The organism is Paraburkholderia sp. J67 (assembly GCF_905220265.1).
GTDB lineage: Bacteria > Pseudomonadota > Gammaproteobacteria > Burkholderiales > Burkholderiaceae > Paraburkholderia.
This window is the reverse complement of the sequence record NZ_CAJMZK010000019.1, coordinates 33,611-58,821: the sequence shown is the minus strand read 5'-3', so window position 1 is coordinate 58,821 and position 25,211 is coordinate 33,611. Positions and strand designations below refer to the sequence as shown.

The following is a 25,211-nucleotide window of genomic DNA, read 5'->3' as shown; positions in this document are numbered from 1 at the left end:
GGCGATGACCACGACTTCCAGTGAAAACGCGGGCTGGCTCGACAAGATCAACTGGGACGCCAATGGCCTCGTGCCGGTGATCGCCCAGGAACACACCACGGGCGACGTGCTGATGTTCGCGTGGATGAACCGCGAGGCGCTCGCGAAGACTGTCGAGCTGCGCCGCGCCGTGTACTTCTCGCGCTCGCGCCAGCGCCTGTGGTTCAAGGGCGAGGAGTCGGGCCACGTGCAGCACGTGCACGACATTCGCCTCGACTGCGACGAGGACGTGGTCCTGCTCAAGGTCGAGCAGGTCTCCGGCATCGCCTGCCACACGGGCCGCCACTCGTGCTTTTTCCAGCAATTCGAAGGCACCGTCGATGAAGGCCGCTGGGTCGCCGTCGATCCCGTGCTGAAAGACCCCGAACACATCTACAAATGACGCAACTGAACACCAACGACACGCTGCTGCGCCTCGCGGCCGTGATCGACAGCCGCAAGGGCGGCGATCCGGACTCGTCCTACGTCGCACGCCTGTTCCACAAGGGCGATGACGCCGTGCTCAAGAAGGTCGGCGAAGAGGCGACCGAAGTCGTGCTGGCCGCGAAGGACGTGCGCCAGGGCGGCGCGCCGAAGGCGCTGGTCGGCGAGATGGCCGACCTGTGGTTCCATTGCCTCGTCACGCTGTCGCACTTCGACCTGAGCCCCGCCGACGTGCTGGCGGAGCTGGAGCGTCGCGAAGGCCTCTCGGGTCTCGAAGAGAAGGCGCTGCGCAAGAGCCGCGAGCGCGAGGCGAGCGGCGACTGAGCGGCACGCGCCGCATGCGCGGCGGGATGTGGAACTGGCCCGGGCAACTGAACGCGTGCAGGCTTGTCGAAAGCAATGAGGCTCGTCCGCTTCCGGATGAGCGCCCATCAGGAGACGCCACGCATGTCCACGTCCGGCGGTTACCCGCCTCCCGCCTTGCGCGATCCGCTCGACGCGGATCGTCTGCGCAGCCTGCGCACCCTCACGCACATCCTCTACGGGCTCTACGCGTTCTACTGGCTCACGGGCGGCGTGACCGTGCTCGTGGCGATCATCATCAACTATCTCAAGCGCGACGAAGCGGCGGGCACGCCCTACGAGCAGCATTTCACCTGGCAGATCCGCACCTTCTGGTACGGTCTTGCGGGGCACCTGATCGGCATCGCGCTGTTCGTCGTGGTGATCGGCATTCCAATTTTGTGGGCTGTCGCGATCTGGACGTTGTACCGTATCATCAAAGGCTGGCTGTATCTGCACGACAACAAGCCGCTGGCCGATCCGCGCGCGTGGTTCTAACCGCTTGCGCGCAGTCGTGCCCGGCCGTCTGGGAGTCTCATGAGTCACGACCGCAGCACCTGTCTCTTTTGCAAGATCGCCGATGGCCTGATTCCGAGCACGCGCGTCTATGAAGACGACGAGTTCGTCGCGTTCCGCGATATCCGGCCCGCCGCGCAGACCCACGTGCTGGTGATCCCGCGCGAACATATACCGACCCTCGCCGATTGCGGTGAAAACGAGGCTCCGCTGCTTGGTAGAATGTTCGTGCTGGTGGCGCGGCTCGCCCGCGATCTGGGCGTGTCCTACACCGGCGGCGAGACCGGTTTTCGCACCGTGGTGAACACGGGCCCGGGCGGCGGTCAGGAGGTCTATCACCTGCACGCGCATCTGCTGGCCGGGCCACGTCCGTGGCAGCGCATGGGCTGAGCCACAGGCGATTCTGAAAAGGCGGCTGAAAAAGGGCAGAATGCCACGCAGCCGAAATACCTTGCAGGCACCATTCCAGGCGTGAAGCGCGTCGCCGCGCCAACGTTTTCTCGCCGTGCATGACGCGCGGCGTCGGGGTTAAGGAGAGTTTTGATCATGGGTTCGTTGAGCATCTGGCATTGGCTGATCGTGTTGTTGATCGTGGCGCTCGTCTTCGGGACGAAGAAGCTGCGCAATATCGGCAGCGATCTGGGCGGTGCGGTGAAGGGCTTCAAGGAAGGCATGCGCGACGGCGAAGAGCCGGGCGCGGATGCGCAAAAGCGCGAGCTGCCCAAGAACGGCGGCACGGTCGACGTCGACGCCAAGGACAAGACCCCGCGTTCGAACGACTACCGCTAAGCGCGTAGCCGTCGTTTCGCGTGTTCCTGCGTATTCCTGTTTGTGTGGCTTAAAGGCTGACGGAAAGCTCCATTCATGCTCGATCTGGGTTTAACCAAGATGGCGCTGATCGGCGTCGTCGCGCTGGTCGTTCTCGGACCGGAGCGGCTGCCGCGCGTCGCGCGTACGGCGGGCGCCCTGTTTGGCCGCGCACAGCGCTACATCAACGACGTCAAGGCGGAAGTCACGCGCGAGATCGAACTGGACGAACTGCGCCGCATGAAGGGCGAGTTCGAGCAGGCGGCGCAGAACGTCGAGAAGAACGTTCACGAGAATCTGCGCAAGCATGAGACCGAACTGAACGACGCCTGGAGCGCCGGCACGAGCGTGTCGCCGAGCATCGCCGGCGGCGCCGATCCGGCGCTCGCTTCTCCTTCGCTCGAAGGTGCAGCGCTCGATATCCCCGGCATTTCCGACGGTTCCGGCGCCAGCGCATGGCGCTCCGGCAATGCGGGCGCCGTTGCCCCCAAACGCAAGAACTGGCGCGTCAAGCAGGCCACGACACCCGTCTGGTACAAGCGCGCGACGCTGCGACGTACGCGTGTGCAGTCGGGCGCGGCGCGCGTGGCGCAGCACACGCCTGCGAGCCTGCGCCGTCCCGTGCGCTTTTTCTGACGCGCCGATGCCGCTTCCGAGTTCGAATTTGTCCATCTCCAACCCCCGAGGGCCGGTGTGAGCGACCCCCAGCAAAAACAGGACGAGGGCGCTGAAGAGACCTTCATCTCGCACCTCGTCGAATTGCGCGACCGCATCATGCGCGCGGGCATTGCCGTGATCGTGGTGTTCGTCGGTCTGGTCTACTGGGCGCCTGATATCTTCAAGCTGCTCGCGCGTCCGTTGATGAACAACCTGCCGAAGGACGGCAAGATGATCGTCACCGACGTCACCGGCTCGTTCTTCGTGCCGATGAAGGTGACGATGCTGGTGGCCTTCGTGATCGCGCTGCCAGTCGTGCTCTACCAGATCTGGGCGTTTGTCGCGCCCGGTCTCTATCAGCACGAGAAGAAGCTGGTCGCGCCGCTGGTGGCGAGCAGCTACACGCTGTTCCTGTGCGGTATGGCCTTCGCGTACTTCGTGGTGTTCCCGACCATCTTCCGCGTGATGGCGCATTACAACGCGCCGCTCGGCGCGGAAATGACCACCGATATCGACAATTACCTGAGCTTCGTGCTCACGATGTTCATCGCCTTCGGCGTGACCTTCGAGGTGCCGATCGTCGTCGTGATTCTGGTGCGCATGGGTCTCGTCACGGTGAAGAAGCTCAAGGAAGTGCGGCCGTATGTGATCGTCGGCGCGTTCATCATCGCCGCGGTCGTGACGCCGCCGGACGTGTTCTCGCAGCTGATTCTCGCGCTGCCGCTGATCGTGCTGTACGAGGCGGGGATCATCGCGGCGCGCATCTTCATCGGCACGGGCGAGAAGGCGCAAAACGAGAGCGAAGCGACCAGCTGATCAACATCGCTGAACGGATAAGCAAAAGGCCGCGAACGGTGACGTTCGCGGCCTTTGTCTTTTGTGCGACTGCTGGGAGAGGAGAGGGCTTAACCGCCGTCCTCGTCGCCTTCGCCGTCTTCGTTGGCGGGTTGCTTGGGCGGCGGCGGGCGCTTGCCGATCATCACGTCGAGGTCCATGTCCTTGTTCTTGCGCACGAGGTGGACCTTGGCATCCGTGCCCGGCTTGATCTGCGCGATCACGTTCAACAGGCGCGTGGTGTCGGTGATGTCCTCGCCGTTCACGGACAGCAGGATGTCGCCCGGCTTGATGCCTGCCTTGTCGGCGGGACCGCCTTGCAGCACGCCGGCCACGATCGCGCCGGCTTTCTGGTTGATACCGAACGATTCCGCGATCTCGGGGGTGAGATCCTGCGGCTCGACGCCGATCCAGCCGCGCGTGACCGAGCCCGTGGTGATGATGCTCTCCAGCACGCTGCGCGCCGTCGATACGGGGATCGCAAAGCCGATCCCGAGCGAGCCGCCCGAGCGCGAGTAGATGGCCGTGTTGATGCCGAGCAGGTTGCCGCCCACGTCCACGAGCGCGCCGCCCGAGTTGCCGGGGTTGATCGGCGCATCGGTCTGGATGAAGTTCTCGAAGGTGTTGATGCCCAGGTGATTACGGCCGAGCGCGCTGATGATGCCCATCGTCACCGTCTGGCCCACGCCGAACGGATTGCCGATGGCGAGCACCACGTCGCCCACGCGCGCCTGGTCCATGCGGCCGAGCGTGATGGTGGGCAGGTTCGGCAGATTGATCTTGAGCACTGCCAGATCGGTTTCCGGATCGATGCCGATCACCTTGGCGTTGGTGGTGCGGCCATCGGACAGCGCGATTTCGATCTGATCCGCGCCGTCGATCACGTGCTGGTTCGTTAGAATGTAACCGTCCGGGCTGACAATGACGCCCGAACCCAGATTCGCAGCAGGTTGCTCCTGCTGTTTCTTGTTGTTGCGATCGCCGAAGAAGTAGCGAAATAGCGGGTCGTTCTGGCGCGGATCGGGCGGCAGCGACCCATCCTTGCTCGAGAACACGTTGACGACTGCGGGCATGGCCTTCTGGGCGGCGTCCGCATAGGAGCCTTGAGCGGACCCGCCGCCGATGCCCGGCGCGACCTCGCGTAGCGCGACGATCGGCTCGGCGAGTTGCTTGCCGAATTGCCCCTGGTGCTGAAGCCATTGCGGCTTGAGCGTCGCGATGATGAACATCAACGCCAGCAGGACCGTCACCGCCTGGGCGAAGAACAGCCAAAAGCGTCTAAGCATCTGAAGATTAGAGGATTATATGGATCGGATCGAACTGGAATTGTATCTGAACAATCTTCTGGAAACCGCGCGGTTCAAGGACTACTGCCCCAATGGCCTGCAGGTGGAAGGCCGGCGGCGCGTGCAGAAGATCGCGACCGGCGTGACCGCCTCGCTCGCGTTTCTCGAAGCCGCGCTGGAGTGGGGCGCCGACGCCGTGCTGGTCCATCACGGCTATTTCTGGAAGAACGAGGCGCCGCAAATCACGGGCCGCAAGTATCACCGCCTGAAGGCGTTGATCGCCAACGACCTCAACCTGTTCGCCTATCATCTGCCGCTCGACAGCCATCCCGAACTCGGCAATAACGCGCAGTTGGGTGCGAAATTCGGCTGGATCGGCGAACAACGCTTCGGCGAACAGGATCTGGGCTGGATGGCGACGCTCCCCATGCCGATCTCGCTCGCGCACTTTACTGCTGAAGTCGAGCAGACGCTCGGCCGCAAGCCGCTCGTGCTCGGCGACCCGGACTGGCAACTGCGCCGCGTGGCCTGGTGTACGGGCGCGGCGCAGGGCTTCTTCGACGCGGCCATCGACGCAGGCGCAGACGTTTTCCTTACCGGCGAGATCTCGGAGCAGACCACGCACACGGCCGCCGAAAGCGGCGTGGCCTTCCTCGCGGCGGGCCACCATGCCACCGAGCGTTTCGGCGTGCAGGCCGTGGGCACGCATCTGTCCGAAGCCTTCGACATCGAGCATCTTTTCATCGACATTCATAATCCCGTTTGAGGATTGAGCACGTTATTCGTCGAGCATCAAAATCGCTGAGCCGATTCGATTCTCGACGAAGCGTAGTGAAGGGTCGTATTCACCAGGCATTTACAAAACGAAAAGAAAATGTCCCTGTTTATTCGGGGAAAACCCCGAGTTATCAAGGACTTCGGGCGCTTTTTGCAGAACGCCCCTTGTAAATGCCAACTCCATTCGAGCAAACTAGCGTTCGGCAGCACCGCGGGTCAGCACGGCGTGACGGAAAAATCCAACTCAGAAGTGGGGCGATGTGATGCGAGACAAAGAAAATGACCGCGTCGATGGCAGCCGCCGTACCTGGCTGATTGCGACGTCCGTAGCAGGTGGCATAGGAGGCGTTGCCACCGTCGTACCTTTCGTAGGCTCGTTTGCACCATCCGAAAAAGCCCGCGCCGCCGGCGCGCCCGTCGAGGCCGATATCAGCGGTCTCGAACCCGGTTCGATGATGACCGTGGCCTGGCGCGGCAAGCCGGTGTGGATCCTGAACCGCACCGACCGCATGATGGCCGACGTCAAGAAGGCCGATCCGGAGCTGGCGGACCCGAACTCCGAGCATCCGTTCTCCATGCCGATGCCCGAATACTGCCAGAACGAATACCGCTCGCGTCCCGAGCACAAGAATATTCTCGTTGCCGTCGCCGTGTGCACCCATCTGGGCTGCACGCCGACCGCGCGTTTCCAGGAAGGCCCGCAGCCGAATCTGCCCGACGACTGGCCAGGCGGCTTCCTGTGCCCCTGCCACGGTTCCACCTACGACCTCTCCGGCCGCGTGTTCAAGAACAAGCCCGCGCCGCAGAACCTCGACATCCCCCGCTACATGTTCGCGTCACCGACGACGATCTTGATCGGCAAGGACGAAAAAGGAGAAGCGTAATGGCGACGGGAACCGACAAGGAAGTGGTGGAGGCGACGAGCGAATCCGCTGGCTTGCAGGGCTGGATCGACAAACGCTTTCCAATGACCGCGACGTGGAAAGCGCACGTCTCCGAGTACTACGCGCCGAAGAACTTCAACTTCTGGTACTTCTTCGGCTCGCTCGCGTTGCTGGTGTTGGTGAACCAGATCGTCACCGGTATTTTCCTCACCATGAACTACAAGCCCGACTCGACGCTCGCGTTCGCGTCGGTCGAGTACATCATGCGCGAGGTGCCGTGGGGCTGGCTGATTCGCTACATGCACTCCACGGGCGCGTCGATGTTCTTCGTGGTCGTCTATCTGCACATGTTTCGCGGGCTGCTGTACGGTTCGTACCGCAAGCCGCGCGAACTCGTCTGGATCTTCGGCTGCGCGATTTTCCTGTGCCTCATGGCCGAAGCGTTCTTCGGTTATCTGCTGCCGTGGGGCCAGATGTCGTTCTGGGGCGCGCAGGTGATCGTGAACCTGTTCTCGGCGATTCCCTTCATCGGCCCGGATCTGTCGCTGTGGATTCGCGGCGACTACGTGGTCTCCGACGTCACGCTCAACCGCTTCTTCGCGTTTCACGTGATCGCGATTCCGCTCGTGCTGATCGGGCTGGTGGTCGCGCACGTCGTCGCGCTGCACGAAGTGGGCTCGAACAACCCCGACGGCATCGAGATCAAGGAGAAGAAGGACGCGAACGGCATTCCGCTCGACGGCATTCCGTTCCATCCGTACTACTCGGTGCACGACTTCATGGGCGTGTGCATCTTCCTGATGATCTTCGCGGCGATCGTGTTCTTCGCGCCGGAAATGGGCGGCTACTTCCTCGAAGCGAATAACTTCATCCCGGCCAACCCGCTGCAAACGCCGCCAGAAATCGCGCCGGTCTGGTACTTCACCGCGTTCTACGCAATGCTGCGCGCCACCACCGACCCGTTCAAGATCGTGCTGATGATCGTGATCGGGCTGCTCGGCCTGTTCGCGCTCCTGCGCGCGCGCGGCAAGTGGCGCGCGGGCCTGCCGGTGCTGGCGATTCTCGTGATTCTGGCGATGGCGTTCACCGAGTCGAAGTTCTGGGGCGTGGTGGTGATGGGCACGGCGGTGATCTCGCTGTTCTTCCTGCCGTGGCTCGACCGCGCGCCAGTGAAGTCGATTCGCTACCGGCCGTTCTTCCACAAGGTCTTCCTCGGCATCTTCGTGCTGGCCTTCCTGACGCTCGCGTTCCTTGGCACCAAGCCGCCTTCGCCGGCGGCCACGCTGATCGCCCAGTTCTGCGCACTGATTTACTTCGCGTTCTTCCTCGGCATGCCGTTCTGGACGCCGCTTGGCACCTTCAAGCAGCCGCCTGAGCGCGTGCACTTCAAGCCCCATTAATCTGCGAGCGAGGAAGACATGATGATGAAATCTCTCTTTTCGACGCTCGCCCGGGCGAGCGTCCGGACGGGCTTGATGGTGGCGTGTGTGTTGTCGTTTGGGGTCGGATCGGTTGGGGCGCAGGAAAACATTCCGCTCGACCGCGCTCCCGATAACGGCGAAAATCTTGCTTCGCTGCAACACGGCGCGCAATTGTTTGTAAACTATTGCCTGAATTGCCACAGTGCGAGTCTGATGCGCTATAGCCGGTTGCAGGATCTCGGCATTCCGCAAAAGCAGATCGAGGATAATCTGTTGTTTACGACGGACAAGGTCGGCAACACGATGACCATCGCGATGCGCCCGGACGACGCCAAATCGTGGTTCGGCGTGCCGCCGCCGGACCTCTCCGTGGAGGCGCGCGCCCGAGGGCGCGACTGGCTGTACACGTATCTGCGCAGCTTCTACCGCGACGACACGCGCCCGACCGGCTGGAACAACATGGTGTTCGAGAACGTGAGCATGCCGCATGTGCTCTGGCAGTTGCAGGGCGTGCGCACGGCGAAGTTCGAAGATACGGTGGATGAGGAAACGGGGGAGAAGGTCCGCCGCTTTGTGGGGTACCAACAGGTCACGCCGGGTAAGCTCTCGCCGGTGGATTATGATTCTGCCGTGGCCGACCTGGTTGCGTACCTCGGCTGGATGTCGGAGCCGGAGCAGCGCACCCGCAAGCAGCTCGGGGTGTGGGTGCTTCTGTTTCTCGGCGTCCTGAGCTTTTTCGCGTGGCGACTGAACGCTGCGTACTGGAAAGATATCAAATAGGCACGTCCTGACCGACGTGGGGCCGGTATGACGACACACCGCCTGACAGTCTAACGACCGTCGGGCGGTGTTTTCGCCCGCTGGCCTTTTGGGTTTATTGAGGAAATGTAAATCATGATGGTTCTGTACTCCGGCACTACCTGCCCGTTCTCCCAGCGCTGCCGGCTGGTGTTGTTCGAAAAGGGCATGGACTTCGAAATCCGCGACGTCGACCTGTTCAATAAACCGGAAGACATCGCCGTGATGAATCCGTATGGTCAGGTGCCGATTCTGGTCGAGCGCGACCTGATTCTGTACGAGTCGAACATCATCAACGAGTACATCGACGAGCGCTTCCCGCATCCGCAGCTGATGCCGGCCGATCCGGTCCAGCGCGCGCGCGCCCGCCTGTTCCTGCTCAACTTCGAGAAAGAACTGTTCGTGCACGTGAGCACACTCGAAAACGAGAAGGGCAAGGCGGCCGAGAAGAATCACGAGAAGGCGCGTCTGGCGATCCGCGATCGCCTCACGCAACTCGCACCGATCTTCCTGAAGAACAAGTACATGCTGGGCGAAGAGTTTTCGATGCTCGACGTCGCGATCGCACCGCTGCTGTGGCGCCTCGACCACTACGGCATCGAACTGTCGAAGAACGCCGCGCCGCTGATGAAGTACGCCGAGCGTATCTTCAGCCGTCCGGCCTACATCGAAGCGCTGACGCCGTCGGAAAAGGTGATGCGCCGCTAAGCCATCGCTTTGGCGCAGTTGTGGCAGGAGTAACTGGAGGCGTGCGCGCGAGGCAGCATTGCGCGCGCGCGGCCTCCTCAGAGGATTGTTGATGCAAGAGATTTCCACCAAGCCGTATTTGTTGCGCGCGCTGTACGAATGGTGCACCGACAACGGCTTTACGCCGCATATCGCGGTGCGGGTCGACAACCACACGCGCGTGCCGCGCCAGTTCGTGCGCGACGGCGAGATCGTGCTGAACATCAGTTTCGACGCCACGAGCCAGCTGCAGATGGGCAACGAGTTGATCGAGTTCCACGCGCGCTTCTCGGGCAAGTCGCACAAGATCGAAGTGCCGGTGGCGAATGTGCTCGCCATCTACGCGCGCGAGAATGGCCAGGGCATGGCGTTCCCGGTCGAAGCGCCTGCTGGCGACGCCGACGACGTGCTGCCGTCCGCACAGGATGAGCACGAGGACGTGCCGATGAATGCGGTCGAAGCCGCGCCTCAAGATCCGGGCGCCGATGACATCGCTGCGTCCACACCCGAAAAAGGCGACGATAGTGCGGCAAAGGGTGGAAAGGGTCACCTCAAGATCGTGAAATGAAGTAGAATCACGGGCTACGCCGGCTTAGCTCATCTGGTAGAGCAGTTGATTTGTAATCATCAGGTGGCGGGTTCGAGTCCTGCAGCCGGCACCAAACAGTTCGAAAAGGGTTACAGCGCACAAGCTGTAACCCTTTTTTCGTTTGGGGTGTCGTTTGGCGTATCGGTCGGCGCCTGGTTCGCGACGCGGCGGCTCGACCGTTGCTCGACCCAGGCGATCTCTTCTTCTTCGAGTCCGTACGCCGCATATAGCGCGTGCTCGATCTCGCGCATGAGCGCTTCCGCTGGCGCTCGCTGGCCACACTGCCTCAACCTCATCACTTCGTCGACCTTGCGCACAACGCCGGCACGCACGCCCGCATCCGCCGGCACCGGCAATGCGTCGATCATCGACTTCGTGAACGCGACGCCGCCGTTATAGCTCGATGCCCCGAAGCGCACGCGCGTCACGAACACCGCGAGCGGGCAGTTCAGCACGGCGGCGGCGAATTTCAGCAGGTCCTCATCGTCGGCGCGCAGGATCAGCGTGGTTTTGCCAGGCAGCATGTCGCCCTCGAGGTCGAGCGTTGCGTGCAGATGCGTGAGGCCTTTCACGATCACCTTTTTCGCCGCGGCCTTCGCGCAATAGCCGTTCGTGAAGGTGGCGGCGAAGCGCACGCGTTCGACGACGGGTTGCGCGTAACGCCGGCCAAGGTAGGTCATCGGCTTGCTGGCCCAGCGCGACAGGTAGCGGTCGAGCGTGCCGGTGTTCACCACGCGATAGTGCCGCGACGCGACGAGGCCATCGTGCGCTTCTTCGATCAGCGGCGCGAGGCGGTATGCGTCGGCCGTCGCGCAGGCGTTTTCACATGGGAGCAGCGAGCCGAGTGTCGGATGCATGCGCGTGAGCCGCTGCACGAACGCATGGTGCGGCGAGAGCAGGGCGTCGAGCGTCCACGGTGCGTCGAGCTCACGCTTGTCCACGTTGGCGAGCGGCGTGAGCGTAGCGTCGTCGAGCCGGCTCGTTTCGATCGTTCCGGAGCCAGCCTTGTGATAGATCGTCACGATCGAGTCCACTAGCGCCCGTTCGAAGATGTCGCGGCCCAACGTGACGATGCGCGCGACCTTGTCGAGATGGCGCGCGCGGAACGCAGCGCCGAAGGGGCGCGAGAGCCACTTGTCCGGGGTGAGAAACGCCATCGCGCCGTGCGGCGCGAGGAGCGTCAGGCCCAGCTCCATGAACGGGATGTAGAGATCCCAGTTGCCACGCGCGCTTGGCCAGCGTTGCGCGAGCGCTTCGCGCAGCGGCTTCTGGCCGTCGTTGATCATGCGTTCGGAGTCGATATACGGCGGGTTGGCGATGATGGCATCGAAGCCGATGAAGCGGCCATAGGCGTCGCAAGCCGAGGGGAATTCGCGGTGCCACGCGAAGTCGTCGACGTGCGCTTTTGCGGGGTGGGCCGCTTCCGGGGCGTGAGCGATGCTGGCCATCACCGCGTTGCCGTGCCTGAGGTTCGCTTCGAGATCCGGCAGCACGGAAAAGCGGCCTTCGTCGTCGTAACCGGCATGCGCCAGCAATTCGAACACGAGGCGCAGGCGCGCGAGGCCGAGTGCGTGCGCGTCGATATCCACGCCGAAAAGGTTTTGTTCGATGATCGTGAGCTTTTCGCGAAAGCACGCGGCATCGCTTTCGCTCCCGCCGTGCGCGCAGAGGCCGAGCTTCGATTTAATCGCTATCAGCGCGTCCAGCGCGGAAGCCAGCAGGTGACCGGTTCCGACCGCCGGGTCGCATAAGCGCAGTCCGGCGAACAGTGCGCGCGCTTGCTCAACATCATCGATTTGTTCGGATAGCTGATCGATCGTCGTGCAGTGCCAATTGTTTAGACGGTTGAAGCGGCCTAGCACGGCTTGCGTGATCGCCGCTTCAGCGAGAAACGTTGCCACGCTTTCGGGGGTGTACCAGGCGCCGTCGCGATAACCGTTGAGTCTTTCGAAGACCAGACCGAGCGCGGCGGTGTCGTCGGCGAATGCGAACGCGTCGAGGTGTTCCAGCAACTCCCCGATGCGGTATTGCGCGCGATCCAGCATGAGGTCGAACGACGCAAGATCGACGGGCGCAAACAGCTTCGGGTCAAAGCGGGGTAGGTGAGGAAAGCGGCGCGGGGAGTCCGACGGCTCGGTGCAGAACACATCGCCGCACAACGCGGTGAAGTCGCTATAGGTGGCGAGACGGCTAGCGCTCAGAAAGGCATATGCGGGATCGCGCTCATGCAGGGCCACGAGCCGCGCCTCGAGCAACTTGAGAAACACCATGCGCGCGATCCAGACGATGCAAAGCCGCAGTGCCTCATGGAATGCCTGGTCAGGTGCCGTTGTTCCGCAGGCTTCGATATGCGCGATCGCCAGTTCGATGAGCGCGTCGGGCGTCGGCTCGTCGTGCTCGCGCCTCACGACGCTAGTCTTTCCGCGTTCGATCTGCTCCCGCACGCCGATGATATGCAGCAGTCCGGCATAAAACCGCGCGTCGAGCCTACCGCTGGACGCGCCTGCTCGACGTGGGCTTTGCTTGCGCGAGGATGGCTTGCGCGTCATCGGATTTGTCTCTGACATATTCTGTTTGTGGCGCCGTTGCGCGGATTGACGCTCATTTTACTGGGCATGCTCCTGGCCACATGGCCTATGTCGTTCAGCCGAGTCGACGCCCGCGCGCCGCTGCGCGATGATGCCGACATGCCGGCTCGATGGGCGTCCCGGCCAAACACAGGACGATGCTCTGCTATAAGATGGCGCCGCATTCCGCGCGCGCCGTCGCGCCGAGCCGTTAAGCATTCAGAACCTATGACCGACTTTCCCACCTTGACCTGGCCCGACACGGACGGCCCCCGCACCCTGCGCTGGCGTTCGGAGGCGGGTGTGCCCGCACCGAAGCGCGTCGTCGTCGCCGACGACCGCACCACGGCCGATGTCGCCTACCGTCTCGCCTGCGAGGGCACTGCGCTGCTGTGGCGCGGCGACTATCAGAACGCGCGCCAGTTGTTGCAAGCGATGGCGCGACGCGCCGAGCACAAGCCGCGCAAGGGCGGCGCGCCCAAGGCGCCGGCCACGCCGATCGAGGCGTTTCACCTGCATAGGCAGGCGCAGGCGCAGCGCGCGCGCACGCTCGGCATGGTGCTGCTGCCGATCGAAGGCGATTATTCGATCGCGTTGCGCCGCGCGCCGGATGCGAAGCTCGCCTGCGAAGAAGCATGGGGCGCGCCGGACGGCGAACCGTCCGCAGTGTCGCTGCGCGAGGTGCTCGGCCTGATCGGCGCGCACGAGTGGCGCAGGAAGGGCGTGGCGATTCCTGCGCTCGGTGGCGCACACATTCACCCGTACTACGGCGTGTTTTCGCCGGTGCGCGGCGAATATCTGGATCTGGTCGCACGCGTGCCATTGCCGTCAGAGGCGCTGAAAAAGGCCTTCGATATTGGTACCGGTACGGGTGTGATTGCCGCCGTGCTGGCCTCGCGCGGTGTGAAGCATGTGGTCGCGACCGATCAGGATGCGCGCGCACTGGCGTGCGCACGCGAGAACCTGGACAGGCTCGGCTATGGCGATCAAGTCGAAGTGATCGAGGTCGATCTGTTCCCGCCGGGGCGCGCACCGCTCGTTGTCTGTAACCCGCCGTGGGTGCCGGCGCGGCCCGCATCGCCCATCGAGTATGCGGTTTTCGACCCGGACAGCCGGATGCTGCGCGGTTTTCTCGCCGGGCTGAAAGACCATCTGGAACCGGGCGGCGAGGGCTGGCTGATCCTGTCCGATTTCGCGGAGCATCTGGGTTTGCGTACGCGCGAAGCGCTGGTGGAATGGATCGTCGAGGCCGGGCTCGAAGTCGCCGGGCGCGAGGACATCCGCCCGCGCCATCCGAAGGCGAGCGATCCCACCGATCCGCTGCATCGCGCCCGCACGGCCGAAGTCACGTCGTTGTGGCGACTGAAGGTGCGTAGCGAGTAATGGGGGCTGAAAGCAGGAAGGGCAAAGAAGGGAAAAGCGCGGCGCCGCCGTGTGAACACGGTGGCTGACGGGCGGATAAGCGCACATCAGACGGCATCGCGGCGGGCGCTCGCCCGCCGGATGCAACCGTTGCCACTAGCCGGGATAAGCCTCGTCGACGCGCAATCCCGCGAGCTTGAATATCACTCTCAGGGTTTGCGGTTTGATGTCTCTGCGCGTGGCCAGCGCCGACATCACGAAATCGAGCACTTTGGCGTATTTCAGCAGGATCAGGCAGTTCTCCAGATCCGCCGCGCCGTCGCGCATGTCCTCGGCGAGCCTGAGCATCTCGACTGAGATGTCGCGCGCCATTTCGAGCTCCAGTTGCTGCTTTTCCGTCCACTCGGGCACTTCTACGAGCCTGGCCAGCAGTTCCTGGAATTTCTGCTCAGCGTTACCGTCGGGTATCGTGTTCATTGCATGCCCCATGCAAGGCGCGCGCAGCACCGCGCGCCATTGCGCAACGGGGTCCGCGTCGTACCTGATTTATCGCTGCCGGCAAATCCGTCAGCGACCTCCCATGCGCGCATTCCCGGTACATTGCCGGTCAGTCGCGCCCCAAAAATGGTCCTTTCTGGACATCGGCATGACGGCGCCGTGTCTTTTTTAATCAACCCCTCCCTGCCGTCCGGACGTGGGTCAGCGTGCCGGACGCTCCAATCATCAGATATATGAGCCGCTCGGGCTGGCGGCCTCTTTCTGCTTTTTCCGTAAAATGACAGATATATTTGCGTCGTTCCGTCGCCTGCCGCACGTATCGCGATAAAAGACGCCACTCTTTTCAAGCCACCCCGATGTCCAGCAAGACTTACGAAATCCGCCCGAACCAGTCGATCGAGCTTCTCAAAGAGCTCCATATCCTCACTCGCGACGGAAAGATGAATCAGGACAGCCGCCGCAAGCTGAAGCAGGTCTATCACCTGTTCCAGTTCATCGAGCCGCTGCTCAAAGACCTCAAGCAGGATGGCCGCGACGTGACGCTCGTCGATCATGGTGCGGGCAAGTCCTACCTGGGTTTTATTCTCTACGATCTCTTTTTCAAGGGTCTGCGCGACAAGTCGCATATCTTCGGCATCGAGACGCGCGACGAGCTCGTCGAACGCTCGCGCGAGCTCGCGCAGCGCCTGGGCTTTGGCGGGATGTCGTTTCTCAATCTGTCGGTGGCCGATTCGATCACGTCCACGCAACTGCCGCCCACGGTCGATATCGTGACGGCGTTGCACGCGTGCGACACCGCCACCGACGATGCGCTGCGTTTCGCGCTCAAGAAGCAGGCGCGCTACATCGTGGTGGTGCCGTGCTGTCAGGCTGAAGTGGCGGGGGTGTTGCGGCGGAACAAGGGCAAGTCGCTCGGCCAGGCGCTCACGGAGATCTGGCGCCATCCGCTGCATACGCGCGAGTTCGGCAGTCAGATCACCAATGTGCTGCGCTGCCTGCAACTGGAGGCGCACGGCTATCAGGTGAGCGTGACCGAGCTGGTGGGCTGGGAGCACTCGATGAAGAACGAGCTGATCATCGCCCAGTACAAGAATCTGCCGCGCCGCCGCCCGACCGAGCGGCTCAACGAGATCCTCGATACCTTCGGGCTCGCCGATCTGCGCGAGCGTTTCTTCTCCGATGAAGGCGAGCCGGCCGCCGAGACCAGCGCGAGCTGACGCCGGGTACGGGCTAGTCGGCCCGTATCAGGCGAAGGACGGACTTCACGCCTCGTCGCGCTTCGCCATCCACGCGCGCCAGCCCTCGAGGCCGAGGCGGCGCAGCGTTTCCTGATTGCGTTCGTAGATGTCGGCGGCGTCCGGGAAGGCGTCCACGGCGCGCTCGATGCTGTCTTCGCGCAACAGATGCAGGATCGGATACGGCGCGCGATTCGTGTAGTTTTCGATGTCGTCGGGCTCGGTGCCCTCGAACTGGTATCGCGGATGGAAGCTCGCGATCTGTAACGTACCGTCGAGGCGCAACTGCCCGAGCAGCAAGTCGGCGAAATGTAGCGCGTCGTTGTACTCGATGAAGTCGGCGAGCGCGTGCGGCAGGATCAGCAGTGTCGTGTCGATCGCGGCCGGGTCGGCTTCATCGAGCGCGCGCAGTTCGGTTTCCAGATCGGTAAGTACACCTTCCAGGTTGGTCGCCGCGCTGATCGCGTAGCGAATCTGGCCCTTCACGTGCACGCTCTTCGCAAAGGGGCAGAGGTTGAGGCCGATCACGGCGCGCGTGAGCCAGTGGCGCGTGGCGTCGATGATTGCGGCGTGCTCGGGCGTGGCGCCCGGAGTGGGGGAAGCGGCGGTGTCGTTCATGGCCGCGATTCTACTCGCGCGAGGCCGCTCTGCTCGCGCGTGCGAGCTCAGGCCGCATCGTGCGGCGTTGGGACGGGAGCGATATCGATGCTCCTGCCGCAAGCCGCCTCGATCAGCAGCTTTGCCATGCGTGGCGCGGCCAGGATCGGCCCGCAACCGGGGCCATAAGTCTGGCTCGCGGCGTAGACGCCCTCGACCAGCAAGGCCAGTTCGTCGGCGAGCGCGGCGGGATCGGCTGCGTTGGCTGCGCGCGCGAGTTCGTTCAGGCGCGCCATCAGCCGGGTTTTGTTCTCGATGACGCTCTGGCGCGCGGGATGCGCCGCGTCGGGAAACTCGGCCGCGACATTCACGAACGGACAGCCGCGATACTCGGGCGCCGAGGCGCGGCGCGCCAGATCCTCGCAACATTGCAGCAGTTGCCGCGCCGCGTCGCCGGGATGCTTCGCGGCACTTGCCTCGAAACGCTCGAAGAAGCGCACGTCGCAGCGCTTCAGATACGCCACCACCAAATCGTCCTTCGACGAAAATTGCCGGTACAGGCTCATCTTGTTCACGCCCGCGCGCTCGACCACGGCATCCACGCCCACCGCGCGCACGCCTTCCTGATAGAACAGCTCGTCCGCGGCGCGCAGCAGTTGCTCCTGCGCGCGCGGCCCGGCCGTCTGCGTGCGCGTGGGCGCGGCGGAGGCGGCAGGGGCGGCGGGTGCATCTTGGCGTTTGGGCATGGCGGGCATCTCGTCGACAGGGTTACGCTTGACATGTTACCGAGCGGTCACTACTATCGCAACACACTTGTGACTGATCGGTAACAATCTGGCCTCGGCGTAATCGGGCCAGGATCGCTGTCACAGCATGCACAACAGACAGACCATCGGGCACAACGCCAACAAGGAGTACGGATGAACTGGGCAGCGAGAATGGTTGGCGGGCGCTTCCACTATGGATGGCTCGTCGTGGCGGTGGTGTTCCTGGTGCTGCTGGCGGCGGCCGGCACGCGCGCCACGCCGAGCGTGATGATGGTGCCGCTCGAGCATCAGTTCGGCTGGTCGCGCGCGACGATCTCGCTGGCGATTTCGGTCAACATCGCGCTCTACGGGCTGATGGGCCCATTCGCGGCCGCGGCGATGCAGCGCTTCGGTATACGGCCCACGCTGCTGGTGGCGCTTGGCACGATGGCGGCGGGCGTCGCGCTCTCGGCGCTGATGACGCATCCGTGGCAGATGATCCTGATCTGGGGCGTGATGGTGGGTGGCAGCACGGGCGTTGCCGCGCTCTCGCTCTCGGCCACGGTCGTCACACGGTGGTTCAGCACGCATCGCGGCCTCGCGATGGGCATCCTCACCGCAAGCTCGGCCACGGGCCAGCTCGTGTTCCTGCCGTTCCTCGCGGCGATTGCCGAAAAGCACGGCTGGCAATCGGTCGTGATCGTGGTGGCGATCGCCGCCGCGGTGGTGTTGCCGCTGGTCGCCTTCCTGTTGCCGGAGCGCCCGGCCAGCCTCGAACTGCGCGCCTACGGCGAGGCGCACGATGCGCCCATCGTCCCGCCGGCGCCGCAGCAGAATCCGCTCACGCTTGCCTTTGGCGCGCTGGCGCAGGCGAGCCGCACGCGCGACTTCTGGCTGCTGTTCTTCAGCTTCTTCATTTGTGGCGCGAGCACCAACGGTTATGTGGGCACGCACCTGATCGCCATGTGCGGCGACTACGGTATGACGGAAGTGCAGGGCGCGTCGCTGCTGGCGACGATGGGCATCTTCGATCTGTTCGGCACGACGCTCTCGGGCTGGCTGTCGGATCGCTTCAACAGCCGCGTGCTGCTGTTCTGGTACTACGGGCTGCGCGGGCTGTCGCTGATCTATCTGCCGCACGCGTTCGGCATCGACTTTTTCGGCCTGCCGATCTTCGCCGTGTTCTACGGACTCGACTGGATCGCCACCGTCCCGCCGACGGTGCGCCTCGCCACCGATGTCTTCGGCAAGGAGCGCGCGCCCATCATCTTCGGCTGGGTGGTGGCGGGCCATCAGCTGGGTGCGGCGTTCGCGGCGTTCGGTGCGGGGTTGCTGCGTTCGAGCCTCGGCACCTACACGGTGGCGTCGATGATCTCGGGCGGTCTGTGTCTGGTGGCGTCGTTTCTCGTCCTGCGCATCAACCGCGGTGCGCGCACGGTGGGCGTGCAGGCCGCCTGAATTCGCGGTCACCGCATGAAATTCGTCGCTTGAGCGAGTTTCACGCGGCGCGGGTATGCTGATGGCCCCGGGCCTGGCGCCCGCTACCCTCAAGGACAGACAAGGCATGACGAAGCACAAACCCGCACCGACAGCCGTGCCCATCCACGAACTGATCGCCGGCCGCTGGAGCCCGCGCGCCTACTCGAACGAGCCGGTGTCGCGCGAGGCGCTGCACGCGGTGATCGAGGCCGCGCGCTGGGCGCCGTCGGGCTACAACCTTCAGCCGTGGCGCTTCGTCGTGTTCGATCGCACGGAAGACGAAGCCGCGTTCAAGCGCGCTTTCGCGACGCTCGTGCCGTTCAACCAGCAATGGAACGCGCCAGCGCCCGTGCTGATCGCCGTGACGGCGCAGACGCTCAACGCCAAGGGCGAGGTCAACCGCACGGCACAGTACGATGCGGGCGCAGCAGCGATGTCGCTGGTGTTGCAGGCGCATGCGCTGGGTCTTGCCGCGCACCAGATGAGCGGCTTCGACGTGAACGCTTTCCGCAAGGAGTTCGCCCTGCCGAATGACGTGGAGCCGCTCGCGTTCATCTCAATCGGCCATTACGGCGATGCCGAAAAGCTCGAACCGGTGCTGCGCGATCGCGAAAAGGCGGAGCGTACGCGTTCGGCCGTCGGCGAAATTGCCTACGCGAATGCATGGAAGCAGCCGTTCAAAGGCTAAGTTTCCGGCGCACTGACGCCAGGCGGTAAAATAGCAACGCGCGGCCTGGTCCGCGCGTTTCGTTGTGTGCGTTTCATTGCGTTTTACCGGCTTTACCTTGTGGGGGCCGCATCCCCGGCCCGCGGTTGCTCCACGCCGCGCTTTCGTGATACAAAGCCCGTCCTCCCAGTCTTCCTCATCGCGCGTGCCTTGCGCCGTGCGTCATTGTCATGACCCCGTTTTGCGCGATCGACTTCGGTACTTCCAATTCCGCCGTGGCCCTGCCAGGCGCTGCGCCTGGCGACGCCATGCGGCTTGCGCCCGTGGAAGGCGCGCACACCACGTTGCCGACCTCGGTGTTCTTCAACACCGACGAGCACACGCGTGAATTCGGCCGCGCGGCGCTCGCCGCCTACATCGACGGGTTCGATGGGCGGCTGATGCGCTCGATGAAGAGCATCCTCGGCTCGCCGCTGGCGGAGAGCACGACCGATCTCGGCGACGGCAGCGCCATGCGCTACACGGAAATCATCGCGATCTTCCTCGATCACCTCAAACGCAGCGCCGAGCGTTGCGTGGGGGCGAGCGTTTCGCGCGCGGTGCTGGGTCGTCCGGTGTTCTTCGTCGACGAAGACCCGCGCGCCGATCAGCTCGCTCAGGATCAGCTCGAAGCGGCGGCGCGTGCGGTGGGTTTCAAGGAGATCCAGTTCCAGTACGAACCGATCGCGGCGGCATTCGACTACGAATCGCGTTTGACGGAGGAAGGGCTGGTGCTCGTGGCCGACATCGGCGGCGGTACCTCGGACTTTTCGCTCGTGCGCGTCGGGCCGCAGCGCATGACGCGTCTGGAGCGCAAGGACGATGTGCTCGCGCACCACGGCGTGCACGTGGCCGGCACGGATTTCGACCGCCGGGTAGAACTCGCGACGATTTTGCGCGAGCTCGGCTACCAGTCGCTCGACCCGGAAGGCCGTGAACTGCCGAACCGTGTCTATTTCGATCTGGCCACCTGGCATCTGATCAATACGGTCTACACGCCCAAGCGCGCGACCGAGCTCAAGCTCATGCGCCATCTGTACCGCGATACCGCGCAGCACGATCGCCTGATGCGCGTGGTCGACTGGCGTCTGGGTCACGCGCTGGCGGCGCGCGCGGAAGAGGCGAAGATCGGCGTGTCGGCCGGTGGCGAAACGATGATCGATCTGGAGCAGGTGGAAGCCGACCTGCGCCTTGCCTTTGACGATGCGCAATTGCTGGAAGCCGGCCGCGAGGAAACGCGCCGCATCGTCCAGGCTGCGCGCGACACGGTGCAGGCGGCCGGCGTGGCGCCGGGTGCGGTGAACGCGTTGTACTTTACGGGCGGCTCGACGGGTCTGCTGTTCCTGACCCAGGCGCTCGCCGACGCTTTCCCGCAGGCGCAAGCCGTGTTCGGCGACCGCCTCGCCAGCGTGGCGACCGGGCTGGGGATTCACGCGCGGCGGCTGTTCGGCTGAACTGCGCGCGCCTGCGCAGAAAGCGCAGGCGACAAAAAACCCCACTTTCAAGTAGAAGAGTGGGGTTTTTCTGTAAGCTTGCCAGTCAGGACCAGAGGTAAGCCCTGACGGTCAAAGACGGTACTTAGACCGGCTTGATGTTCGCAGCTTGCTTGCCCTTCGGGCCCGTACGCACTTCGAATTGAACCTTTTGGTTCTCTTGCAGCGTCTTGAAGCCGTCGATCTTGATTTCCGAGAAGTGTGCGAACAGGTCTTCGCCACCGCCGTCCGGCGTGATGAAGCCAAAGCCCTTAGCGTCATTGAACCACTTGACGGTACCGGTTTCCATATTACTTTCCTAAAAATGAATGAAGGCCGAAGCCACAACAAAGAGGTGCACGAAAATCAAGGAAGGGGTATGGGACCAACCGGAGTACCGTTGATGGGCGAACTACGAAAGACCTATTCACACTCGCCGCTTGAAATCCTGCCCGAACTTTATACGGCTTATTGTCTGGAAGGTCAACTAGGCCCCAGGGAAACTCCATATATTTTTACTTCAGGGTCGAAACAAAGTCTTACAAAGCTTGCTAAGTTGCCGTTTTTTTTGTAGAAGCGGCAGATTTTTGGCGTCTTTTGACGGTGCAACCGTTAAACTACGCGCCGCGCATGAGTTGCGCCTTCGGGCGCAATCGATTCGCGCGCAGGTGCGACTGCCGCTGGAACCCCGCCCGCAAAACAGACGGGGCATGCGGCGTTGAACTGCTCTTGATACAGGAGAAGACGTGAAAAGTTCTATTCAACGGAACATCGGCCCATTCGCGCTGATGTTTACCGGCCTCGGGTCGATCATCGGCTCGGGCTGGCTGTTCGGCGCATGGAAAGCCGCCAAGATCGCCGGTCCCGCGGCGGTCTGCGCCTGGGTGATCGGGGCCGTGGTCATTCTGGCCATCGCACTCACCTATGCCGAACTCGGCGCGATGTTCCCGGAATCGGGCGGCATGGTCCGCTACGCCCGTTACTCGCATGGCGCGCTGGTGGGCTTCATCAGCGCATGGGCGAACTGGATCGCCATCGTTTCGGTAATTCCGATCGAAGCCGAAGCCTCCATCCAGTACATGAGCACCTGGCCCTATCCGTGGGCACACGCGCTGTTCGTCGATGGCTCATTGACACACTCCGGGCTATTCCTGTCGGCGCTGCTCGTGATCGTGTACTTCATGCTCAACTACTGGGGCGTGAAGCTGTTCGCACGCGCCAATAGCGCCATCACGATCTTCAAGTTCATCATCCCGGGTCTGACGATTGCCGGCCTGATGGCAACCGGTTTCCACCACGAGAACTTCGGCGAGGCGAGCACGTTCGCGCCTTACGGCTGGTCGGCGGTGTTCACGGCGGTCGCGACGAGCGGCATCGTGTTCGCGTTCAACGGTTTCCAGAGCCCGATCAACCTCGCGGGTGAAGCGCGCAATCCGTCGAAGAGCATTCCGTTCGCGGTGATTGGCTCGATCGTCTGCGCACTGGTGATCTACGTGCTGCTGCAGATCGCGTACATTGGCGCGGTCTCGCCGTCGGATGTCGCGAAGGGCTGGAACACGTTCAACTTCAAGTCGCCGTTCGCGGAACTCGCGATCGCGCTGAACCTGAACTGGCTGGCGATCCTGCTGTACGTCGATGCGTTCGTGAGCCCGAGCGGCACCGGGACGACCTACATGGCGACGACCTCGCGCATGATCTACGCGATGGAGCGCAACAACACGATGCCGGCGATGTTCGGCAACGTGCACCCGTTCTACGGCGTGCCGCGCCCCGCGATGTGGTTCAACCTGGCCGTGTCGTTCATCTTCATGTTCTTCTTCCGCGGCTGGAGCTCGCTCGCGGCGGTGATCTCGGTGGCGACCGTGATCTCGTACCTCACGGGCCCGATCAGCCTGATGGCGCTCAAGCGCGCAGCATCGGACATCGAACGCCCGCTGACCGTGCCGTTCATGAAGGTGATCGCACCGTTCGCGTTCGTCTGCGCATCGATGATCCTGTACTGGGCGAAGTGGCCGCTGACCGGCGAAATCATCCTGCTGATGGTTGTCGCGCTGCCGGTGTACTTCTACTTCCAGGGTAAGGAAGGCTGGGCTGGTTGGGGCCAGGACCTGAAGGCCGCATGGTGGCTGTGCGCCTATCTGCCGACGATGGCGGTTCTGTCGCTGATCGGCAGCAAGCAGTTCGGCGGCTACGATGTGATTCCCTACGGCTGGGACATGCTGGTCGTCGCGATCATCTCGCTCGGCTTCTACTTCTGGGGCGTGAACTCGGGTTACCGCACGCCGTATCTGGAAGAGCGTCACGAGCATGACGAAGTGCTCGAAGGCATCGGCGCACACTAAGCGTCTGCCTGAGTTGTTCGGGGTTGTCCGCCACGGCGGGCAACCCAAAAAAAAGCCCGCCTGAAGCGATTCAGGCGGGCTTTTTTGCGTCTGCGGGCCGAGCTTTATTGCGCAGTGGCCGAGCCAAACACGTAGTTCGTCATCGCCAGCGCGCGCTGGTAGGTGCCGAGCGATTGGACGCCGAGCGTGTAATCGTCGTCGGCGGCGCCGAGCGCGGCGAAGACCGGCAGCAGATGCTCGTCGGTCGGGTGCATCAGGACCGCATGCGGCGCCTGGCGCCGATAGTCGAGCAGCGCGTCGATATCGCGGGCGGCGAGGCGTGCTTCGAACCAGTCGGTGAACTCGGCCACGCGCGGGTCGGCATCTTCGGGGCGCGCCGAGAAGTCGGCCTGACGCAGGTTGTGCGTGATCTGGCCCGAGCCGACCACCATCACGCCCTCGTCGCGCAGTTCGCGCAGCGCGCGGCCCACCGCGAAGTGATACGCGGCGTCGTTGCGCGGCTGGATCGAGAGTTGGGCGACGGGTACGTCGGCGTCCGGGAACATGAGCAGCATCGGCACCCAGGCGCCGTGATCGAGCCCGTGCGCCTCTTCATCGACTTCCACGCCCTGGGCGCGAAGCAAGGCCGCCGCGCGCTGTGCCGTTTCGGGCGCGCCGGGCGCCGGATACTGGATGTCGTAGAGCGCCTGCGGAAAGCCGTAGAAGTCGTGGATGGTCTCGGGCTGCGTCGCCGTGCTGACGGCCGGACGCTGCGTGTACCAGTGCGCGGAGAGCATCAGGATCGACTTCGGGCGCGGCAGGTGCTGGGCCAACGCGACGAAGCCTTCGCGCGGCATCGCGGGGTCGATCGGCAGCGTGGGCGCGCCGTGCGACAGGAAAAGCGTGGGGGTGCGGGTGGTCATGATCGTGAGCCGCGCAAAGCGGCTGGAAAGTTTCGCATTACGATCAATATAAGACTCAACCCGTGAGAATTAAACGGGGCACTGGGGAATTGATTGTGTCGCCCGTGTTGATAATGGGCGACGGAGAAATCGCGCTGGATCAGTCAGCCGTGGCGCGCAGACCCGGCCATGCAGGCGCGAGCGCCGGGCCGAGCGCGAACAGGTCGAGCACGCGCGCGACCGTGTGATCGACCATTTCGTCGATCGAGGCAGGCTGGCTATAGAACGCCGGCAGCGGCGGGAAGACCACGCCGCCCATTTCGGTCACGGCGGTCATGTTGCGTAGATGGGCGAGATTGAACGGCGTCTCGCGCACCATCAGCACGAGCCGGCGACGCTCCTTGAGCGTGACGTCGGCGGCGCGGGCGATCAGGTTGTCGGAGAGGCCGTGAGCGACGCTCGCGAGCGTCTTCATCGAGCAGGGCGCGACGATCATGCCGTCGGTCTGGAACGAGCCCGAGGCGATCGTGGCGCCCACGTCGCGCACCGAATGAACGACATCGGCGCGCGCGTGCAGGTCCTCTTTGCTGAGCTGCAACTCGTGCTGGATGTTGAGCCAGCCGGCCGCCGAGATCAGTAGATGCGTCTCGACGCCGCCCAGGCGGCGCAGCGTTTCCAGCAGGCGCACGCCGTAGATCGCGCCCGTCGCGCCCGTGATCGCGACGATCAGGCGGCGCTGAACGCTCGACGGGGCGTGAATGTGGGCAGCAGGCGTGGCGTTCACGTGAGGCAAGTCGCGGGCGTGCCGCTTGAACCGGTACGGACGATCAGGCCGCTGCGAACAGTTGTTGCAGTTCGCCGTTCTGGTACATCTCGGTCATGATGTCCGAACCGCCGATGAACTCGCCCTTCACGTAAAGCTGGGGAATGGTCGGCCAGTTCGAGAATTCCTTGATGCCCTGGCGAACCGCGTCGTCTTCGAGCACGTTGACGGTCTTGAACTGATCGACGCCGCAGGCTTTCAGGATCTGCACGGCGCGGCCGGAAAAGCCGCACATCGGAAATTGCGCGCTGCCCTTCATGAAAAGGACGACGGCGTTTTCGTCGACGATCTGCTTGATGCGCTGTTGGGTGTCCATGTCTGACCTTGGCTTGCTTGAATAGGGTTGATGCGGAATACGTTGAATGCAGAACGAAATGATAGCGGATTTCGCCCGTGCGAGCCGG

General features: G+C 63.5%; 28 protein-coding genes and 1 tRNA gene. 20 read left to right on the top strand and 9 right to left on the bottom strand.

The genetic code is table 11. From position 1 onward, the window contains the following. The first annotated feature begins 4 nt into the window (after positions 1–4). The 7 genes from hisI to tatC all read left to right on the top strand — a co-directional run bounded on the left by hisI (position 5) and on the right by tatC (position 3,600). Positions 5–421, top strand: coding sequence for a phosphoribosyl-AMP cyclohydrolase (gene hisI / locus U5782_RS27890; protein ID WP_322047116.1), 417 nt, complete (start codon positions 5–7; stop codon positions 419–421). After that, the gene (locus U5782_RS27885; protein ID WP_322047115.1) at positions 418–786 is read left to right on the top strand and encodes a phosphoribosyl-ATP diphosphatase; all 369 of its coding nucleotides are present in this window, start codon (positions 418–420) and stop codon (positions 784–786) included. The genes hisI and U5782_RS27885 overlap by 4 nt, the downstream gene beginning before the upstream one ends. A 123-nt stretch (positions 787–909) precedes the next feature. Then, positions 910–1,302, top strand: a complete 393-nt coding sequence (locus tag U5782_RS27880) for a DUF4870 family protein (RefSeq protein WP_322047114.1) — start codon at positions 910–912, stop codon at positions 1,300–1,302. A 39-nt stretch (positions 1,303–1,341) separates the two neighbouring features. After that, the gene (locus tag U5782_RS27875) at positions 1,342–1,710 is read left to right on the top strand and encodes a histidine triad nucleotide-binding protein (protein WP_322047113.1); all 369 of its coding nucleotides are present in this window, start codon (positions 1,342–1,344) and stop codon (positions 1,708–1,710) included. A gap of 156 nt (positions 1,711–1,866) precedes the next feature. Next, positions 1,867–2,109, top strand: a complete 243-nt coding sequence (tatA, locus tag U5782_RS27870) for a Sec-independent protein translocase subunit TatA (RefSeq protein WP_027819281.1) — start codon at positions 1,867–1,869, stop codon at positions 2,107–2,109. A 75-nt stretch (positions 2,110–2,184) separates the two neighbouring features. Then, positions 2,185–2,763 (top strand): Sec-independent protein translocase protein TatB, encoded by a 579-nt coding sequence (gene tatB / locus U5782_RS27865; RefSeq protein WP_322047112.1) that lies wholly within the window; start codon positions 2,185–2,187, stop codon positions 2,761–2,763. A gap of 57 nt (positions 2,764–2,820) precedes the next feature. Further along, positions 2,821–3,600, top strand: coding sequence for a twin-arginine translocase subunit TatC (gene tatC / locus U5782_RS27860; RefSeq protein WP_322047111.1), 780 nt, complete (start codon positions 2,821–2,823; stop codon positions 3,598–3,600). 89 nt (positions 3,601–3,689) lie between these two features. Here the strand turns inward: tatC and U5782_RS27855 are convergent, their stop codons facing one another. After that, positions 3,690–4,904, bottom strand: coding sequence for a Do family serine endopeptidase (locus U5782_RS27855; protein WP_322047110.1), 1,215 nt, complete (start codon positions 4,902–4,904; stop codon positions 3,690–3,692). A gap of 19 nt (positions 4,905–4,923) precedes the next feature. Between U5782_RS27855 and U5782_RS27850 the strand changes: the two genes are divergently transcribed. The 7 genes from U5782_RS27850 (at position 4,924) to U5782_RS27820 (ending at position 10,172) form a co-directional block, all read left to right on the top strand. Continuing rightward, complete coding sequence (locus U5782_RS27850) at positions 4,924–5,670, top strand: Nif3-like dinuclear metal center hexameric protein (RefSeq protein ID WP_322047109.1); 747 nt, start codon at positions 4,924–4,926, stop codon at positions 5,668–5,670. A gap of 274 nt (positions 5,671–5,944) precedes the next feature. Next, positions 5,945–6,565, top strand: coding sequence for a ubiquinol-cytochrome c reductase iron-sulfur subunit (gene petA / locus U5782_RS27845; RefSeq protein WP_322047108.1), 621 nt, complete (start codon positions 5,945–5,947; stop codon positions 6,563–6,565). Then, positions 6,565–7,965 (top strand): cytochrome bc complex cytochrome b subunit, encoded by a 1,401-nt coding sequence (locus U5782_RS27840; protein ID WP_322047107.1) that lies wholly within the window; start codon positions 6,565–6,567, stop codon positions 7,963–7,965. Before petA ends, U5782_RS27840 begins: the two co-directional genes overlap by 1 nt. Positions 7,966–7,989: 24 nt before the next feature. Next, on the top strand, positions 7,990–8,766 hold the full coding sequence (locus U5782_RS27835; protein ID WP_415914420.1) for a cytochrome c1: 777 nt from the start codon (positions 7,990–7,992) through the stop codon (positions 8,764–8,766). 114 nt (positions 8,767–8,880) lie between these two features. Next, positions 8,881–9,492, top strand: a complete 612-nt coding sequence (locus U5782_RS27830) for a glutathione S-transferase N-terminal domain-containing protein (RefSeq protein WP_027797364.1) — start codon at positions 8,881–8,883, stop codon at positions 9,490–9,492. 91 nt (positions 9,493–9,583) lie between these two features. After that, positions 9,584–10,078 carry a ClpXP protease specificity-enhancing factor gene (locus tag U5782_RS27825; protein WP_322047106.1) on the top strand — a complete coding sequence of 165 codons (495 nt, stop codon included), beginning with the start codon at positions 9,584–9,586 and terminating at the stop codon, positions 10,076–10,078. 18 nt (positions 10,079–10,096) lie between these two features. Further along, positions 10,097–10,172, top strand: a tRNA-Thr gene (locus tag U5782_RS27820). 16 nt (positions 10,173–10,188) lie between these two features. On the opposite strand, the gene U5782_RS27815 is transcribed toward U5782_RS27820, so the two are convergent. Continuing rightward, on the bottom strand, positions 10,189–12,507 hold the full coding sequence (locus U5782_RS27815) for an Eco57I restriction-modification methylase domain-containing protein (RefSeq protein ID WP_322047105.1): 2,319 nt from the start codon (positions 12,505–12,507) through the stop codon (positions 10,189–10,191). 387 nt (positions 12,508–12,894) lie between these two features. Here U5782_RS27815 and U5782_RS27810 point away from each other — a divergent pair, with 387 nt between their 5' ends. Next, positions 12,895–14,049 (top strand): class I SAM-dependent methyltransferase, encoded by a 1,155-nt coding sequence (locus tag U5782_RS27810; RefSeq protein ID WP_322047104.1) that lies wholly within the window; start codon positions 12,895–12,897, stop codon positions 14,047–14,049. A gap of 135 nt (positions 14,050–14,184) precedes the next feature. On the opposite strand, the gene U5782_RS27805 is transcribed toward U5782_RS27810, so the two are convergent. After that, the gene (locus tag U5782_RS27805; RefSeq protein ID WP_322047103.1) at positions 14,185–14,505 is read right to left on the bottom strand and encodes a DNA-binding protein; all 321 of its coding nucleotides are present in this window, start codon (positions 14,503–14,505) and stop codon (positions 14,185–14,187) included. A gap of 377 nt (positions 14,506–14,882) precedes the next feature. Between U5782_RS27805 and U5782_RS27800 the strand changes: the two genes are divergently transcribed. Continuing rightward, complete coding sequence (locus U5782_RS27800) at positions 14,883–15,743, top strand: SAM-dependent methyltransferase (protein ID WP_322047102.1); 861 nt, start codon at positions 14,883–14,885, stop codon at positions 15,741–15,743. 45 nt (positions 15,744–15,788) lie between these two features. Here the strand turns inward: U5782_RS27800 and U5782_RS27795 are convergent, their stop codons facing one another. Further along, positions 15,789–16,379 (bottom strand): DUF1415 domain-containing protein, encoded by a 591-nt coding sequence (locus U5782_RS27795; protein ID WP_322047101.1) that lies wholly within the window; start codon positions 16,377–16,379, stop codon positions 15,789–15,791. Between the two features lie 47 nt (positions 16,380–16,426). Continuing rightward, a complete protein-coding gene (locus U5782_RS27790) occupies positions 16,427–17,104 on the bottom strand; it encodes a helix-turn-helix domain-containing protein (RefSeq protein WP_322047100.1) in 678 nt (225 codons plus the stop codon). Between the two features lie 174 nt (positions 17,105–17,278). Here U5782_RS27790 and U5782_RS27785 point away from each other — a divergent pair, with 174 nt between their 5' ends. The 3 genes from U5782_RS27785 to U5782_RS27775 all read left to right on the top strand — a co-directional run bounded on the left by U5782_RS27785 (position 17,279) and on the right by U5782_RS27775 (position 20,743). Then, positions 17,279–18,562: an MFS transporter gene (locus U5782_RS27785; protein WP_322047099.1), complete on the top strand. Its 1,284-nt coding sequence runs from the start codon at positions 17,279–17,281 to the stop codon at positions 18,560–18,562. A gap of 106 nt (positions 18,563–18,668) precedes the next feature. Further along, positions 18,669–19,271 carry a nitroreductase family protein gene (locus U5782_RS27780; RefSeq protein ID WP_322047098.1) on the top strand — a complete coding sequence of 201 codons (603 nt, stop codon included), beginning with the start codon at positions 18,669–18,671 and terminating at the stop codon, positions 19,269–19,271. Between the two features lie 209 nt (positions 19,272–19,480). Beyond that, positions 19,481–20,743 (top strand): Hsp70 family protein, encoded by a 1,263-nt coding sequence (locus U5782_RS27775; RefSeq protein ID WP_322047097.1) that lies wholly within the window; start codon positions 19,481–19,483, stop codon positions 20,741–20,743. A 124-nt stretch (positions 20,744–20,867) separates the two neighbouring features. Here the strand turns inward: U5782_RS27775 and U5782_RS27770 are convergent, their stop codons facing one another. After that, positions 20,868–21,071 carry a cold-shock protein gene (locus U5782_RS27770; RefSeq protein WP_027819263.1) on the bottom strand — a complete coding sequence of 68 codons (204 nt, stop codon included), beginning with the start codon at positions 21,069–21,071 and terminating at the stop codon, positions 20,868–20,870. A 436-nt stretch (positions 21,072–21,507) separates the two neighbouring features. Between U5782_RS27770 and U5782_RS27765 the strand changes: the two genes are divergently transcribed. Continuing rightward, positions 21,508–23,103, top strand: a complete 1,596-nt coding sequence (locus U5782_RS27765; protein ID WP_322047096.1) for an APC family permease — start codon at positions 21,508–21,510, stop codon at positions 23,101–23,103. 104 nt (positions 23,104–23,207) lie between these two features. On the opposite strand, the gene U5782_RS27760 is transcribed toward U5782_RS27765, so the two are convergent. The 3 genes from U5782_RS27760 to grxD form a co-directional block, all read right to left on the bottom strand. Continuing rightward, positions 23,208–24,005: a class III extradiol ring-cleavage dioxygenase gene (locus U5782_RS27760; protein WP_322047095.1), complete on the bottom strand. Its 798-nt coding sequence runs from the start codon at positions 24,003–24,005 to the stop codon at positions 23,208–23,210. 139 nt (positions 24,006–24,144) lie between these two features. Then, entirely contained in the window at positions 24,145–24,768 is a 624-nt protein-coding gene (locus tag U5782_RS27755) for a UbiX family flavin prenyltransferase (protein WP_322047094.1), read from the bottom strand. A gap of 43 nt (positions 24,769–24,811) precedes the next feature. After that, positions 24,812–25,123 (bottom strand): Grx4 family monothiol glutaredoxin, encoded by a 312-nt coding sequence (gene grxD, locus U5782_RS27750; RefSeq protein WP_322047093.1) that lies wholly within the window; start codon positions 25,121–25,123, stop codon positions 24,812–24,814. Positions 25,124–25,211: the final 88 nt, after the last annotated feature.

Bases quoted from the DNA above. Each gene is read 5' to 3' on its own strand.
- U5782_RS27785 (WP_322047099.1), top strand. From the start codon at position 17,279: ATGAACTGGGCAGCGAGAATGGTTGGCGGGCGCTTCCACTATGGATGG.
- U5782_RS27880 (WP_322047114.1), top strand. From the start codon at position 910: ATGTCCACGTCCGGCGGTTACCCGCCTCCCGCCTTGCGCGATCCGCTC.
- U5782_RS27775 (WP_322047097.1), top strand. From the start codon at position 19,481: ATGACCCCGTTTTGCGCGATCGACTTCGGTACTTCCAATTCCGCCGTG.
- U5782_RS27875 (WP_322047113.1), top strand. From the start codon at position 1,342: ATGAGTCACGACCGCAGCACCTGTCTCTTTTGCAAGATCGCCGATGGC.
- U5782_RS27770 (WP_027819263.1), bottom strand. From the start codon at position 21,071: ATGGAAACCGGTACCGTCAAGTGGTTCAATGACGCTAAGGGCTTTGGC.
- grxD (WP_322047093.1), bottom strand. From the start codon at position 25,123: ATGGACACCCAACAGCGCATCAAGCAGATCGTCGACGAAAACGCCGTC.
- tatA (WP_027819281.1), top strand. From the start codon at position 1,867: ATGGGTTCGTTGAGCATCTGGCATTGGCTGATCGTGTTGTTGATCGTG.
- U5782_RS27760 (WP_322047095.1), bottom strand. From the start codon at position 24,005: ATGACCACCCGCACCCCCACGCTTTTCCTGTCGCACGGCGCGCCCACG.
- U5782_RS27850 (WP_322047109.1), top strand. From the start codon at position 4,924: ATGGATCGGATCGAACTGGAATTGTATCTGAACAATCTTCTGGAAACC.
- U5782_RS27805 (WP_322047103.1), bottom strand. From the start codon at position 14,505: ATGAACACGATACCCGACGGTAACGCTGAGCAGAAATTCCAGGAACTG.
- U5782_RS27840 (WP_322047107.1), top strand. From the start codon at position 6,565: ATGGCGACGGGAACCGACAAGGAAGTGGTGGAGGCGACGAGCGAATCC.
- U5782_RS27810 (WP_322047104.1), top strand. From the start codon at position 12,895: ATGACCGACTTTCCCACCTTGACCTGGCCCGACACGGACGGCCCCCGC.
- petA (WP_322047108.1), top strand. From the start codon at position 5,945: ATGCGAGACAAAGAAAATGACCGCGTCGATGGCAGCCGCCGTACCTGG.
- U5782_RS27830 (WP_027797364.1), top strand. From the start codon at position 8,881: ATGATGGTTCTGTACTCCGGCACTACCTGCCCGTTCTCCCAGCGCTGC.
- U5782_RS27885 (WP_322047115.1), top strand. From the start codon at position 418: ATGACGCAACTGAACACCAACGACACGCTGCTGCGCCTCGCGGCCGTG.
- hisI (WP_322047116.1), top strand. From the start codon at position 5: ATGACCACGACTTCCAGTGAAAACGCGGGCTGGCTCGACAAGATCAAC.
- U5782_RS27800 (WP_322047102.1), top strand. From the start codon at position 14,883: ATGTCCAGCAAGACTTACGAAATCCGCCCGAACCAGTCGATCGAGCTT.
- U5782_RS27780 (WP_322047098.1), top strand. From the start codon at position 18,669: ATGACGAAGCACAAACCCGCACCGACAGCCGTGCCCATCCACGAACTG.
- U5782_RS27825 (WP_322047106.1), top strand. From the start codon at position 9,584: ATGCAAGAGATTTCCACCAAGCCGTATTTGTTGCGCGCGCTGTACGAA.
- U5782_RS27855 (WP_322047110.1), bottom strand. From the start codon at position 4,904: ATGCTTAGACGCTTTTGGCTGTTCTTCGCCCAGGCGGTGACGGTCCTG.
- tatB (WP_322047112.1), top strand. From the start codon at position 2,185: ATGCTCGATCTGGGTTTAACCAAGATGGCGCTGATCGGCGTCGTCGCG.
- U5782_RS27790 (WP_322047100.1), bottom strand. From the start codon at position 17,104: ATGCCCAAACGCCAAGATGCACCCGCCGCCCCTGCCGCCTCCGCCGCG.
- U5782_RS27795 (WP_322047101.1), bottom strand. From the start codon at position 16,379: ATGAACGACACCGCCGCTTCCCCCACTCCGGGCGCCACGCCCGAGCAC.
- U5782_RS27835 (WP_415914420.1), top strand. From the start codon at position 7,990: ATGAAATCTCTCTTTTCGACGCTCGCCCGGGCGAGCGTCCGGACGGGC.